Annotated in this window: 12 protein-coding genes; 2 read left to right on the top strand and 10 right to left on the bottom strand. The window is 73.0% G+C overall.

Features of this window, described 5'->3' with window-relative positions; genetic code table 11:
* Nucleotides 1–32 precede the first annotated feature (32 nt).
* The 8 genes from HA039_RS20760 to HA039_RS20725 form a co-directional block, all read right to left on the bottom strand.
* Nucleotides 33–1,715 carry an ABC transporter family substrate-binding protein gene (locus HA039_RS20760; protein ID WP_167032192.1) on the bottom strand — a complete coding sequence of 561 codons (1,683 nt, stop codon included), beginning with the start codon at nt 1,713–1,715 and terminating at the stop codon, nt 33–35.
* 88 nt (nt 1,716–1,803) lie between these two features.
* Nucleotides 1,804–3,921, bottom strand: a complete 2,118-nt coding sequence (locus tag HA039_RS20755; protein ID WP_167032189.1) for a dipeptide ABC transporter ATP-binding protein — start codon at nt 3,919–3,921, stop codon at nt 1,804–1,806.
* Complete coding sequence (locus HA039_RS20750) at nt 3,918–4,811, bottom strand: ABC transporter permease (protein WP_167037231.1); 894 nt, start codon at nt 4,809–4,811, stop codon at nt 3,918–3,920. Before HA039_RS20750 ends, HA039_RS20755 begins: the two co-directional genes overlap by 4 nt.
* A 49-nt stretch (nt 4,812–4,860) precedes the next feature.
* Nucleotides 4,861–5,844: an ABC transporter permease gene (locus tag HA039_RS20745; protein ID WP_167032186.1), complete on the bottom strand. Its 984-nt coding sequence runs from the start codon at nt 5,842–5,844 to the stop codon at nt 4,861–4,863.
* A 221-nt stretch (nt 5,845–6,065) separates the two neighbouring features.
* Nucleotides 6,066–7,229: a serine hydrolase domain-containing protein gene (locus HA039_RS20740; RefSeq protein WP_167032183.1), complete on the bottom strand. Its 1,164-nt coding sequence runs from the start codon at nt 7,227–7,229 to the stop codon at nt 6,066–6,068.
* A gap of 82 nt (nt 7,230–7,311) precedes the next feature.
* Nucleotides 7,312–8,115 (bottom strand): energy-coupling factor ABC transporter ATP-binding protein, encoded by an 804-nt coding sequence (locus HA039_RS20735; RefSeq protein WP_167032180.1) that lies wholly within the window; start codon nt 8,113–8,115, stop codon nt 7,312–7,314.
* Nucleotides 8,112–8,873, bottom strand: coding sequence for a cobalt ECF transporter T component CbiQ (gene cbiQ / locus HA039_RS20730; RefSeq protein ID WP_167032177.1), 762 nt, complete (start codon nt 8,871–8,873; stop codon nt 8,112–8,114). Before cbiQ ends, HA039_RS20735 begins: the two co-directional genes overlap by 4 nt.
* Nucleotides 8,874–8,935: 62 nt before the next feature.
* Complete coding sequence (locus tag HA039_RS20725) at nt 8,936–10,003, bottom strand: energy-coupling factor ABC transporter permease (RefSeq protein ID WP_167032174.1); 1,068 nt, start codon at nt 10,001–10,003, stop codon at nt 8,936–8,938.
* Between the two features lie 258 nt (nt 10,004–10,261).
* Between HA039_RS20725 and HA039_RS20720 the strand changes: the two genes are divergently transcribed.
* The gene (locus tag HA039_RS20720; RefSeq protein ID WP_167032171.1) at nt 10,262–10,675 is read left to right on the top strand and encodes an SsgA family sporulation/cell division regulator; all 414 of its coding nucleotides are present in this window, start codon (nt 10,262–10,264) and stop codon (nt 10,673–10,675) included.
* A gap of 116 nt (nt 10,676–10,791) precedes the next feature.
* Nucleotides 10,792–12,579, top strand: a complete 1,788-nt coding sequence (locus tag HA039_RS20715) for an AfsR/SARP family transcriptional regulator (RefSeq protein WP_167032168.1) — start codon at nt 10,792–10,794, stop codon at nt 12,577–12,579.
* 29 nt (nt 12,580–12,608) lie between these two features.
* Here HA039_RS20715 and HA039_RS20710 read toward each other — a convergent pair whose 3' ends face one another.
* Both HA039_RS20710 and HA039_RS20705 read right to left on the bottom strand, forming a co-directional pair.
* Nucleotides 12,609–13,211 carry a hypothetical protein gene (locus HA039_RS20710; RefSeq protein ID WP_167032165.1) on the bottom strand — a complete coding sequence of 201 codons (603 nt, stop codon included), beginning with the start codon at nt 13,209–13,211 and terminating at the stop codon, nt 12,609–12,611.
* Between the two features lie 5 nt (nt 13,212–13,216).
* Nucleotides 13,217–14,059 (bottom strand): 4'-phosphopantetheinyl transferase family protein, encoded by an 843-nt coding sequence (locus HA039_RS20705; protein WP_167032162.1) that lies wholly within the window; start codon nt 14,057–14,059, stop codon nt 13,217–13,219.
* Nucleotides 14,060–14,107: the final 48 nt, after the last annotated feature.

Genomic DNA, 14,107 nt, shown 5'->3' with positions numbered 1-14,107 from the left:
CACCGCCCGCACCAGGCCCGGGCGCCGGCCGGTCACTTCTGCCAGCCGACCGTCTCGGGGAGGGGATTGTAGAAGATCGTCGCGCCGACGTTGGCGAGGCCCTTCCGCACGGCGTAGGTCGAGGGACCGCTGTAGAGCGGCAGTACGGCGTACTGCTCCAGCGCCTTCTTCTCGACCTTGTTGACCGCCACCGCCTGCTGCCCGAGGTCGGCGATCCCGGTCGTGGCCCGGATCTCCTTGTCCAAGGCGGGCGTTCCGGCGCCGGTGAGGTTGGAGTCGCGGTCGGAGCAGTAGAAGTCGCACAGGTAGCGGGCGCCGAACGGGTCCAGCGAGCGGTTCCCCGAGAGGAAGAGGTCGAACCGGCGGTCGCTGAGGATCTTGGAGAAGTCCGCCTCGTCGGCCTTCTTGATGACGAGGTGGATGCCCACGGGCTTGAGCATCGCGGCGAAGGCGCCGGCCTTGGCCTTGCTCAGCGGGTCGTCGCCCAGGAGCGTGTAGCCGATGTCGAGTTTCTTCCCGTCCTTGACGCGGACGCCGTCCGCCCCGGGCTTCCACCCGGCCGCGTCCAGCGCCTTCCTGGCGTCGTCCGGCGCGTACTTCAGGACGGCCGAGACGTTGTCCTCGTACCCCTTCTGGAAGCTGTAGAGCACGGAGGAGCCGGGCAGCGGTTCCTTGTAGTCGAGGCCCTGGAACTGGATCTTCGCTATCTGCGCCCGGTCGACGCTCTCCTCGACGGCCTTGCGGACGGACGGGTCGGACAGCACCGCGGACCTGGTGTTGAAGTACAGCGAGTACTCGAAGGGGCTGCCGCCGCTGCGGATCTCCGTGCCCTTGAGGCCCTTGACCTGCTTGAGGCTCTCGGCGTCGACGGCGGAGGTGTAGTCGAGCTGGCCGTTCTTGAACGCGTTGACCGACGCCGTCGACTCCAGGTTGACGTACACGCGCTTGTCCAGCTTGCCCTTCCTCCCCCACCACTTGGAGTTGCGGACGAAGGTGATGTCGCCCGAGTGGGTGTCCCACTTGCCGACCGTGTAGGGACCGGCGCCCCACTCCGGGTGGGCCTTCTTGACGTACGCGTTGTTGAAGTGGGCGACGGTCGCGGCCTTGGGGTGGAGGAACGTGCTGAACAGCGTCGACCAGGCGGCGTTGACGCCCTTGAAGGTGATGACGGCCTGCTTGGCGTTCACGCCCTTCTCGACGGACGTGATCTGGGAGTATCCGTCGGTGCTCGACGCGGCGTAGGCCTTGTCCGAGCCGTTGTTGGCCTTCCAGGTGGCCCGGATCGCGGTCCAGTCGATGGGGGTGCCGTCGTTGAAGGTGGCCTTCGGGTTGATGGTCAGCGTCACCTTCTGGTCGCCGTGTTCGACGGCCACCTTCACGTCGCTGTAGTAGTCGGGGTTGTACTGGACGGCGCCGGTCGGCGAGTACGTGATGGCGTCGGCGTTGTACCAGGCCCAGACGCGGGTCGCGGTCAGCGTGGCGTTGACGTCGAACGGGTTGCCCTGGTCGTCGAAGGTGCCGACGGTCGTGAAGGTGCCGCCGTCCTTGATCCGGTCGTACGGCTGGGGGTTGTAGTCGGCGGCGGACGGGGCCGCGACGGGGGTGTCCTTCTTGTCCGGGGTGGCCGAGGCCTTCCCCGAGGAGGACTGGCACGCGGTGGCGGCCACGGAGACGGCCGCGACGAGGGCGAGGGGGAGGGCGAGTCTGGTGCGCATGGCGTGGGGGTCCTTTGTGTTGGGGGGTGGGGGCCGGGGCGCGTGGTCGGGCGCGCGTGGTCAGACGCGGGTGCCCAGACGCGCGTGGTCAGACGGCGTGGCAGGCGTACAGGTGGCCGGGCTGTCCGGGCACCTCGGCCGGCGCCGGCCGTTCCGTACGACATCGCCGGCGTACGTCGTCGCCCGCCACCCGGTACAGCGGGCAGCGGTCGGCGAAGACGCAGCCCGCGGGAAGGCGGGCGGCGCTCGGCTGCTCGCCCTGGAGGACGACCCGTTCGCGGGTGCGCTCGCGCTCCGGGTCGGGTACGGGGATCGCCGACAACAGCGCCCGGGTGTACGGGTGCTGGGGGTCGGAGAAGATCGTCTCGGTGTCGCCGGTCTCGACGATGTGCCCCAGGTACATGACGGCGACGCGGTCGGAGATGTACCGGACGACCGCGAGGTCGTGGGCCACCACGAGGTAGGCGAGGCCGAGTTCGTGCTTGAGGCGCGCCAACAGCTTGATGACGCCCGCCTGTACGGACACGTCCAGGGCGGACAGCGGCTCGTCCAGCGCCAGGAGCCGGGGCTCGGTGGCCAGGGCGCGGGCGATGCCGACCCGTTGGCGCTGACCGCCGGAGAGCGCGGCCGGGAAGCGGTCGAGGACCACGGGGTCCAGGCCGACCAGGGACAGCAGTTCACCGACGCGGGCGCGGATCTGTTCGCGGTCCCGGCCGGCGGCCCGCAGGGGTTCGGCGAGCAGGTGGCGGACGGGCAGCCGGGGGTCCAGGGCTCCCAGCGGGTCCTGCATGACGATCTGCACGTCCTGGCGCAGCGTGCGCGGCCGCCCGGCCCGGGCGGGCCGTGTGGGCGGCCGTCCGGCGGGGCCGGGCGCGCCGACGTCGGTGCCGGCGATCTCGATCCGGCCGCCCTCGGGCCGCCGCAGCCGGAGGATCTCCAGGAGTGTGGTGGTCTTGCCGCTGCCGGACTCGCCGACCAGGCCGAGGGTCTCCCCGGCGCGCAGCTCGAAGCTCACCCCGTTGACGGCGTGGAGGGTGCCGACGCGGCGCTTGAGGAAGGCGCCCTTCACGACCGGGAACGTCTTGACGAGGTCCTCCACGCGGAGCACCACCTCGCCGGCCCCGGTGCGCGCGGCCCCTCGCGGCGGGTCGACGGGCGTGATGCCACCGGCGGGGTCGAGTGATCCGTCGGCCATCTCGTCGGCGCGCAGGCAGGCCACCTCGCCGTGCCCGGCGACCTCGCGCAGGCCGGGTTCGTCGGTGTGGCAGGCGTCGAGGGCGACGGCGCAGCGACTCGCGAAGGGGCAGCCGGCCGGGAGGCCGACCAGGGTGGGCGGTTCCCCGGCGATGGGGACGAGCGGCCGGCGCGTACCGGCGTCGACGGTCGGTACGGCGGCGAGCAGCCGCGCGGTGTACGGCATGGTCGGGCGGCGGAACAGCTCGGCGACGCCGGCCCGTTCGACGAACCGTCCGGCGTACATGACGGCGACGTCGTCCGCGTGGCCGGCGACCACCCCGAGGTCGTGGGTGATCAGGACGAGGCCGGCGCCGGTCTCCTGCCTGGCGAGGCGCAGGACGTCGAGGATCTGGGCCTGGACGGTGACGTCGAGGGCGGTGGTGGGTTCGTCGGCGACGAGGACGGCCGGCTTGTTGGCGATGGCCAGGGCGATCACGACGCGCTGGCGCATCCCGCCGGAGAACTCGTGCGGGAAGGCCCTGGCGCGCTCGCGCGGGTCGGGGATGCCGACGAGGTCGAGGAGTTCGACGGCCTGGTCCCAGGCGGCCCGCCTGGTCAGGTCCTGGTGGACGCGCAGGGCGTCGGAGAGCTGCCGGCCCACGGAGAAGATGGGGGTGAGGGCGGAGAGCGGGTCCTGGAAGACCATGCCGAGGGAGCGGCCCCGTACCCCGGAGAGCGCCTTGTCGCCGAGGCCGACCAGGTCGCGGCCGCCGAGCAGCACCTGGCCGCTCAGGTCGGCGGAGGGCGGCAGGAGGCCCATGACGCCCATGGCGGTCGCGGACTTGCCCGAGCCGGACTCGCCGACGATGCCGAGGGTACGGCCGGGCAGGAGGTCGAAGCTGATGCCGCGCACCGCCTCGACGGGGCCGGCCTCGGAGGGGAACGAGATCCTCAGGTCCCGTACCGACAGCACGGGCGTGGTGCCGTCGGGGCGGGCGGGGCCGCCCGGCACCGGGGTGACAAGGGTCATCGGGGGCCTCCCGCCGCGCCGTTGGCCGAGGTGGGGTCGAGGGCGTCGCGCAGCCCGTCGCCGACGAAGGACATCGACACCGTGAGGAGGACGACCAGGCCCGCGGGGAAGGCGAAGAGCCAGGGGGCGCTGGTGAGGGTGCTCGCGCCGTCGGCGAGCATCGTGCCGAGGGAGACGTCGGGGGTCTGGACGCCGAAGCCGAGGAACGACAGGGCGGTCTCGCTGAGGACGGTCGCGACCACGCCGAGCGTCAGGTTGAGGATCAGCAGGGACCCGAGGTTGGGGATGATGTGGCGCAGGATGACGCGCGCCGGGCTGACGCCCATGAACTCGGCGGCCGTCACGTAGTCCCGTTCCCGCAGCGAGGTCGACACGGACCAGATCACGCGCGCGGTGGACATCCAGCCGAACACCGTCAGCACGGCGATCAGGACCCGCCAGTCGCCGGCGAGGCGGTGGGAGACGAGGGCGAGGATGAGGAAGGAGGGGACGATCAGCAGGAAGTGGATGACCGCGAGGGTCGCCTTCTCCGTACGGCCGCCGAAGTACGCGGCGCCGGAGCCGACGACCGCGGCGACGACGACGGTCAGGACGGAGACGCTGAGGGCGATGACGAGCGAGCGCCTCAGTCCGTGGACGGCGGAGGCGTAGATGTCGTTGCCGCCCTGGTTGGTGCCGAACCAGTGGGCGGCGCCGGGCGGTTGGGTGAGGGCGGTGAAGTCGGCGTCGGAGTACGCGTACGACGTGAAGAGGTCGCCGAAGGCGGCGAAGAGCACCAGCAGCAGGAAGATGACCACGCCGGCGACGGCGAGCCGGTTGCGCAGGAAGCGGCGGAGGTAGAGCCGGCCGAGGCCGAGCGGCCGGCGGTCGGTGGGCGCGGGGAGCGGCAGGGGGGTCGGCGCCGGGGTCGGGACGCCCGTACCGGTCTGTGCGGTCACGTCAGCTCACCCGCACTCTCGGGTCGAGGAAGACGGTGGCGATGTCGGCGAGGATCGCGCCGACGGCGGTGAGGGCGGCGGCGAAGGCGGCCGTGGCGACGGTGCCGTGGACGTCGTTCTTGCTGATCGTCTGGATGAAGTACCGGCCCATGCCGTTCCAGCCGAAGATCGTCTCGGTGATGACGGCCCCGGTGAAGACGGCCGGGACGCTGAACGCCACGGACGTCGCGGTGGGGATGAGCGCGGCCCGCAGGGCGTGCCGGCGGATGGCCTGGGCGCGGGTGAGCCCGGTGGCCCGCGCGGTACGGACGAAGTCGGCGTTGATCGTGTCGAGCAGCAGGGAGCGCTGGGTCAGGTGGTAGCCGACGTACCCCATGAGGGTCAGGGTGAGGGTCGGCAGGATCAGGTGCAGGACCCGGTCACCGATCGTCGCGAAGGTGCCCTGGACGTCGGGCGAGTTCTCCCCGGCGACGTAGAGGAAGTGCAGCCCGGCGTGCTGGTTGAGCCAGATGGCCACGAAGACGACGGCGAGCGCGGCGACGGAGGTGGGGACGTTGAACACCGCGATCGACACGGCCTGCGAGACGCGGTCGGCCCAGCGGTACTGCCGTGCGGCGGTGTACACGCCGAGGGCGACGCCGATGACGACGGAGAGGATCGTCGCGACGACGACCAACTCCGCGCTGACGACGGAGCGGTAGCCGATCTCCCCGTTGACGGAGACGCCGGTGGGCGACCTTCCCCAGTCGAAGCGCAGGACCACCGAGGTCAGCCAGTCCCACCAGCGGTGCACGACCGGCACCCGCGGGTCCAGCCCGTACGGCGCCAGGGCGCGGTCGATCTGGGCGTCGCTGCGGACGGGCCGCAGCTCCTTGAAGTTGGACCGGGGGTCGAGGAACCAACTGGCGAGGAAGTAGGTCGCGTTGGTCGCGACCACGATCATCAGGAACCAGCCCACCGCTTTGCGGGTCAGATAACGGACCACGGCCGGCACCCCCTCGGCGGAGGCGAGGGGCGCGCGGGGGCAGCGCGGAACGGAGGAGAGGGGTGCATGGGGGGACGAGCGCTCTCTGAAAGGTGGTGCGTACACAAACGTTGCGAGCGCAACTATCGATCACACGCCCCCGCCCGCACCAGCCTTTGCCCCCACCCGCCACAATCCCGCAATGCCGCTGTAGCACCCACGCAATTGGGCCGCCCCGCCGGTCAGATCGACGTGCGGAGCGCGCGTATCAGGGACTGGGCCCGGGGGTCTGCTGTGACGCCCTGGCGCATGCCGTTCGTGACGTAGCCGAAGGCGATGCCTGATTCGGGGTCCGCGAAGCCCAGGGCGCCGCCGCGGCCCGGGTGGCCGAAGGAGCCGGGGGCCAGGAGGGGGGCCGCGGGGCCGTGGAGCATGAAGCCCAGGCCGAAGCGGGTGGAGACGACCAGGACGCGGTCCGGGCCCGCCGACTCCTCGGTGCGGGCCAGGGTGAGCGTGGCGGGGGCGAACAGGCGGTGGCCGTCGACCGGGCCGATCATCGCCGCGTAGACGCGCGCCAGCGCCCGCGCGGTCGAGATGCCGCCGCCCGCGGGCAACTCGGCGGCGCGGTAGGCGGGGTCGTTCTCGTCGGCCCGCGGGGCGATCGCGCCGAACGCCCGCCGCGTCAGCGACTCCGGGTCCTTGTACGCCTCCGACACGGACCGCTTCGGCCGCAGCCGCAGCTCGCCGCCACCCGCCGCGGCCGGCGGGGCCTCGGCCCGTCCGATCCGGCCGACCCGGTGGGCCTCCTCGGGAGGCAGCCCGACCCAGAAGTCCAGGCCCAGCGGTACGGCGATCTCCTCGGCGATCCAGCGGCCGACGGTCCGGCCGGTGACGCGGCGGACCAGTTCGGCGACGAGCCAGTTGTGGGTCAGCGCGTGGTAGCCGTGGTCGGTGCCCGGCTCCCACAGGGGCCGCTGGGCGGCCAGCGCCCGGGCGCCCGACTCGCCGTCGATGGCCTCGGCGGGCGTCAGCGGCCGGTCCAGGGCGGGCAGGCCGCCGCGGTGGGTGAGCAGGTGCCGTACGAGGACCCGTTCCTTGCCCGCGGTCTTGAACTCCGGCCAGTACGTGCCCACCGGCGCGTCCAGGTCGATCTGGCCGCGCTGGTGGAGCAGGAGGAGGACGGCGGCGGCGATGCCCTTGGTGGCGGAGCGGACCGTCTGCGCGGTGTCGAGGGCCCACGGTTCGGTCCCGTCGACGTCCCGGGTGCCGGCCCACAGGTCGACGACCTTGTGCCCGTCGCGGTAGACGGCGACGGCCGCGCCGCGTTCGCCGAGCCGCTCGAAGTTCCGTACGAACGCGTCCCTGACCGGCTCGAAGCCCGCCGCCACCGTGCCCTGGACGTCCACGCCCGCGCTCCTGCCCGTCGTACCGCTCGTCGTTCCGATCCGGTCGCCGCGTCCGCGCGCGTACCGCTCGGAAGAAACATACCTACGACGTGACGGGGCCCGGTGCCACGGACTTGGGGTCGAAGCCGAACGGCAACTCCAGCCGGTGCGCGCCCATCAACACCTCGTCACCGAGCAGGTCCCGGGTGGGCCCGTCGGCGACGATGACGCCCTCGCTGAGGATGACCGCGCGGGGGCAGAGTTCGAGCGCGTACGGCAGGTCGTGGGTGACCATCAGGACGGTGATGTCCAGCGCGCGCAGGATGTCGGCGAGCTCGCGGCGCGACGCCGGGTCCAGGTTGGACGAGGGTTCGTCGAGGACGAGGATCTCCGGCTCCATGGCGAGGACGGTCGCGACCGCGACCCGGCGGCGCTGGCCGAACGACAGGTGGTGCGGGGGGCGGTCGGCGTACTCCGCCATGCCGACCCGGCCGAGCGCGGTGGCGATCCGCGCCTCCAGCTCGGCGCCGCGCAGCCCGGCGGCGGCCGGGCCGAACGCCACGTCCTCCCGCACGGTCGGCATGAACAGCTGGTCGTCCGGGTCCTGGAAGACGATGCCGACCTGGCGCCGGATCTCCGCGAGGTTGCGCTTCTCCACCGGCAGCCCGGCGACCGTGACCGAGCCGGCCCCGGCGTCGAGGATGCCGTTGAGGTGCAGGACGAGCGTGGTCTTGCCCGCCCCGTTGGGGCCGAGCAGCGCCACCCGCTCCCCGCGCCCGACGGTCAGGTCGACGCCGAAGAGCGCCTGGTGGCCGTCGGGGTAGGCGTAGGCGAGGCCCCTGACGTCGAGGGAGGCGGGTGGGGTGGGTGAGGTGGATGGGGTGGGTGTGGGGTCCGGCCTGGTCATAGGGTCCAGCCAAGCAGACACACGGCGAGCGCCGACACGGGGAGGGCGGCGGCGTAGCGCCACTGGGCCCGCGAGGCGGTCACCTCGTCGATGACGGGCATCGTGCCCGTGTATCCCCGGCTGACCATCGCGAGGTGGACGCGCTCGCCGCGTTCGTACGAGCGGATGAACAGGGCGCCCGCCGTCTTGGCCAGCACCCCCCAGTGCCGTGGGCCGCGTGCCTCGAAGCCGCGCGAGCGCCGGGCGACGGACATGCGGCGCATCTCGTCGGTGATGACGTCGCCGTACCGGATCATGAAGGACGCGATCTGCACGAGCAGGGGCGGCAGCCGCAGCCGCTGGAGGCCCAGCAGCAGCGACCGCAGTTCGGTGGTCGAGGCGAGGAGGACGGACGCGGCGACGCCGAGGGTGCCCTTCGCGAGGACGTTCCAGGCGCCCCAGAGGCCGGGGACGCTCAGGGGGACGCCGAGGACGTGGACCTCGTCGCCGGGGACCACGAAGGGCATCAGGACGGCGAACGCGACGAACGGCACCTCGATGAGCATCCGCCGCAGCAGGAACCCGGCGGGGACGCGGGCCGCGCCGGCGACCGCCGCCAGCAGCAGCGCGTACAGGCCGAACGCCCAGACCGCCTCGCGCGGGGTGGCGACCACCACGAGGACGAAGCAGAAGACGGCGGCGAGCTTGCAGTGCGGCGGCAGGGCGTGGACCGGGGAGTGGCCGTGCCGGTAGAGCTTGTGGGCGTGGCCGGCGCCCATGTCAGACGCTCCCTGGGGTGAAGGACGTCATGTCGGACGCTCCCGGGGTGGAGGACAGCACGTCAGACGCTCCCGCCGGCGAAGGACGTCACGGAGCCGTCGCGGTCGCCGGCGCGGCGGCGGCGGACGGCCCAGAAGACGCCGCTGCCGACCGCGACGGTGGTGGCCACGCCGATGACCCCGGCGAGGCCGCCGGAGATCCGGGCGTCGGTGATGTCCTTGACGCCGTAGTCGGCGAGCGGGGAGTCGGCGGTGTGGTGGGGCTCGGTCTTCCTGTCGATGCCCTGGTCGGCGGCGACCTTCTCCAGGCCGTCGGGGTTCGCGGAGGCGTAGAAGGAGACGAAGCCGGCCAGCACGAGCGCGGTGACCAGGCCGGCGGCCCAGACCGTGCGGGTGGACCGGGCCGCCGCCGGGGCCGGGGCGGGTACGGCGGCGGGCGCCGCGTCGACCAGCTCGCCGCCGACGCGCAGCTTGAGCGGGGCGGACAGGCCGCGGGCGCCGTGGACCAGGTCGGGGCGTACGGCGATGACGGCGCCCACGGTCAGGGCGGTGATGGCGGCCTCGCCGATGCCGATCAGGACGTGGACGCCGACCATGCCGGTCAGGACCTTGCCGAGCGGGATGTCGGTGGTCCCGCCGATCGCGTAGAAGAGGGTGAAGCCGACGGCGGCGGCCGGTACGGAGACCAGCGCGGCCACGAAGGAGGCGATGGTCACCGAGCGGCGGGCGCGGGGCAGGACCTTCACCAGGCCGCGGAAGAGCGCGTACGAGACGACCGTGGTGATCACGGCCATGTCGGTGATGTTCACGCCGAGCGCGGTGAGGCCGCCGTCCGCGAAGAGGATGCCCTGCATCAGCAGCACCACCGAGACGCAGAGCACGCCCGTGTAGGGGCCGACGAGTATCGCGGCCAGTGCCCCTCCCAGGAGATGGCCGCTGGTCCCGGTGGCCACGGGGAAGTTGAGCATCTGTACGGCGAAGATGAAGGCGGCGACCAGTCCGGCGAGGGGCGCGGTGCGCTCGTCCAGCTCACGGCGCGCGCCGCGCAGGCTGACGGCGACGGCGCCCACGGCGACCGCGCCTGCGGCGGCGGAGACGGGCAGGTTGATGAATCCGTCGGGGACATGCATGGCGGGCTCCGCTTCCTGCGGGGGCTGTTGAGGACCGGGCGGGGGTGAACCGTCTGATGATAGGGCCCTCTTGCGAACAGCTCGCAAGAGCGGGTTGTATGCAGGCCGCCGCCCAAGGGAAGCGCGGACGGACCCGGGGCGGGCGTTATGCCCTAATTTGACTAGTTTGTATGATTGTGAAATGAATATTTGATGAAGCCCGCGGGGTAGTGACGCCACACTCACCGTCCCCGGCTCTCACCCCAGAGGAGCGAGCCGATGCCACCCGTCGTGGAACAACCCGCCAAAGCCCGTCTGATCACGGACGCCGCCCAGCACAGAACGGTCCCCGTCACGCTCCTCTACGACGGCTCCGATCCGCTCGCGATGCGCATCGTGTTCCCGCCCGAGGTCTCACTCGACCGGAGCGAGGTGGTCTGGGCCTTCGCGCGCGACCTGCTCGAAACCGGGCTGCGGCTGCCGTCCGGCACGGGGGACGTGCTGGTGTGGCCGTGCGGGCGGGCCCAGACCGTCCTGGAGTTCCACTCGCCGGACGGGGTCGCGCTGGTGCAGTTCGACAACGCGCCCCTGCGGCGGTTCCTGGAGAGTTCGTACGCGATGGTCCCGGCGGGCGCGGAGCACCACGAGATCGAGGTCGAGAACGAGCTCGGCAACGTGCTCCACAACACCTGACCGACACGCGGCGGTGGCCGGTATCGGTGGCCGGTTCCCGAGCGATAACCCACGGATAAGGCGGGCGCATAGCTTCTGAATCCATGCAGGACGGTCACACCAGAAGGGAGTGGCGCATGGATTTCAGGATTCTCGGGCCGGTGGAGGCCCGGCGTGGTGGGGAATGGGTCGCGTTGTCCGGTTCCAAGGTGCACACGGTCCTCGCGGCGTTGCTGCTGGCCCGCGGGCGGGTGGTCTCCGACGCGAGACTCGGCACGCTGCTGTGGGGATGGGATCCGCCCGTCACCGCCAGCGCGCAGATCTACACCTACATCTCACGGCTCCGCAAGCACCTCGGCGAGCAGGTCGAGATCGTCCGGCGCCAGCCCGGTTACGTGCTGCGCGCCCCGGGCGCCCGGATCGACGTCGTGGAGTTCGAGCGGCTGGACCGGCTCGGGCGCGAGGCGTTGCAGGACGGGAGGCACGTCGAGGCCCAGGCGCTCCTGACGGAGGCGCTGGGGTGGTGGCGCGGTTCCGCGCTGTCGAACGTCACCGAGTTCCTGCTGGAGGCCGAGCTGCCGCAGCTGGAAGAGGCCCGGATGTTCGCGCTGGAGAACCGCATCGAGGCGGATCTCGCCCTCGGCAGGCACGAGCAGGTGACGGCCGAACTCACCGGCCTGGTAGCCGAGTTCCCCGTACGGGAACGGCTGCGCGCCCAGTTGATGACGGCGCTGTACCGGTGCGGGCGGCAGGCCGACGCGCTGCACACCTACTACGAGGGGCGCAAGGTCCTGGTCGACCAGCTGGGAGTTGACCCGGGCGAGGCGCTGGGGGCGACCTACCAGGCGGTGCTGGGCGGGGAGTTGGGCCTCGCGGAGGCCGGTGTACGGGGGCGGCACGGCGCGCCCGCGATGCTGCCGGCCGCCGAGGGCGAGCTGACCGGGCGGGACGGCGAACTGGCCGCGCTCATGGCCCGGTTGGGTGCGCCGGACGGGCGGCCCAGGCGGCTGCTGGTCACCGGTATGGCGGGGGTCGGCAAGACGGCCCTGGCGGTGCGGGTGGCGGTCGACAGCGCGGCGCACTTCCCCGACGGGCAGCTCTTCGCCGAGCTGTGCCGCCCCGACGGGACCGCGAAGGACCCCGGCGAGGTGCTGGTCCGGCTGCTGCGGGCGCTCGGGGAACCGGGGCTCGACGGCGCGGGTCCCGTTCCCGACCGCGACGAGCTGGTACGGCTCTACCGCGCCCGCACCGCGGGCAAGCGGCTGCTGGTCGTGCTGGACGACGCGGCGGGCGACCTCCAGGTGGCCCCGCTGATGCCGGCGGGCCCGCGGTGCGCGGTGCTGATCACCAGCCGGTCGCGGCTGGCCAGGGTGACGGGCGCCGACACGGTGGCGCTCGCCGTGCTGGACGACGACGACGCGCTGGCCGTCCTCGCGACGGCGGCGGGCCCGGACCGGCTGCTGGCCGATCCCGACGCCGCCGACGACCTCGTGGCGTACTGCGGCGGGCTGCCGCTGGCCTTAGCCGTGATGGGCGCCCGGCTGGCGGCGCGGCCGCACTGGCCGGCCCGCCGGTTCGCGGACCGGATGGCGGATCCCCGGACGAGGCTCGCGGAGCTGTCCTTCGGCGATCTGGACGTGCGCCGGGCCCTGCTGCCCTCGGTGCGCCGGACGACACCCCAGGGACGGGAGACCCTGGCGGCGTTGGCCGGCTGGGGCACGGAGCCGTTCTCGGCGCGGGAGGCCGGCACCCGGCTGTCGCTGCCGGAGGAGGAGGCGGAACGGCTGCTGGAGGCGCTGGTGGACGGTTCCCTGCTCGACCTGTCGGGACTGGACCCGCGGGGGCTGCCGTTGTACCGGTGCCACGAGCTGGTGCTGCTGTACGCGGCCTCGCCGGTCGCGCACGACGCCCCCGCGGTGCGGTGAGCCCGGCGGCCCCGGAGGCGGGTCCGGGGTCACCAGGCGCCCCGGAGCCGTACCAGCGTCGGGGCGTCGGACACCAGGGAGGGGCCGATGGTGCTCCGCACGACGGCCCACGCGTCGGACACGAGCCGTTCGCGGGGCGGGCGCGGGGTCTGGGTGAAGCTGCTCGCGGTGACCGCCCACATCGCGGCGATCGCGGCGACGGCCCGTACCTCGGCGGCGGGCTTCGCGGGACGGGCGCGGCCGCGGCCGACGTCGATGCGCCGCGCGAGCGCGGCGGCCTGGGCGTGCTGGACGTCCAGGGCGAGCCGTCCGTGCGGCTGGGTGAACACGAGGGGGGACAGGGGGTGTTCGTAGACGCGGCGGACCCAGGCGCCGACGTACAGCCGCTCGCGCTCCTCCCAGCCGGCGCCGGCGGACGGGCCCGGGTCGTCGCGCTCGACGGCCGCGGTCAGGGCGGCGAAGTAGGCGGCGAGGGCGGTCCCTTCGAGGACGGCGGGGGCGGACGCGGGGACGGACGCCGGGCGCCCGGTGGCCGGGGACGATGCCCGGGGCGTGGTCTCCACGTGCCGGACACCCTGGGCGCTCTGCAGGGTCTGGACGCTCTGAACGGTCTCAACGGTCGTTGCGGTCATGGCGGTTACGTTCCTTCCGGGTCCGGTGCGATGGGTGTCTCGGTGTGCGGTACGGGCTCGGTGCGCGGTACGGGATGGATGTGTACGGGTCCCCGCGCGAGGGCCCCGTGGGGGCGGGCCACCGCCGCCGCGACCGTGTCGCCGAGCCGCAGGTCCTGGACGGCCCAGGCGGTGGTACGGCCCGCGTAGGTGTGCAGCACCCTGACCGGGCCCGGGTGGGCGGGCCAGGTCTCCAGCCGGTTGAGGACGGTGCCCACCAGCCCGAGCCCGGCCGCCTTCACCACGGCCTCCTTGCGGGTCCAGACGCGGTGGAAGCCCGCGTCCCTGGCCGGTCCCGGGGCGAGCGCCATCAGGTACGCGCGCTCGTTGTCCGTCAGGACCGAGCCGGAGAGCGAGGCCTCCCGCATCGGGCGCACGGTCTCGACGTCGACGCCGATCGTGGTGCCCGCGCCGAGCGCGAAGACGCCGCGGTCGGCCGTACGGGACATGCTGATGGCCAGCGGGGCCGCGCTCTCGGGGGCCACGACCCTCGGGGGGCCGTGCCCGCGGTCGCCGCAGCCCGGGCAGCGGTGCCTGCCCAGCTCGACGGTCTCGGGCGCGATGCCGAGCAGCCCGGCCAGGGCCCGCCTGGCCGCCGCCCTGTTGTGCGCGAAGGCCGCCGCGTCCCGCTCGGCCAGCAGGCTGAGCGCGCGGCGGAACTCCTCGGTGCCGAGCAGGGCGAGGTCCGCGGGGTCGAGCTGGGCCGGCGGCTCCCACCACCAGACGTGCGCCTCGCCGTCCGCGCCGGGGAGGGCTCGGGGAGGCTGCCGGGTGTGCTCGCCCTTCGGTGTTCCGTGTGTGAACGCCATGGACTTTCCCATTTCCCTCACAGTCTCTCTTCGGCCAGTCTCTGTTCG

This window comes from Streptomyces liangshanensis, from assembly GCF_011694815.1.
Lineage (GTDB): Bacteria > Actinomycetota > Actinomycetes > Streptomycetales > Streptomycetaceae > Streptomyces > Streptomyces liangshanensis.
Note: the sequence above shows the minus strand (reverse complement) of the source record. Positions and strands in the feature narration are given on the sequence as shown.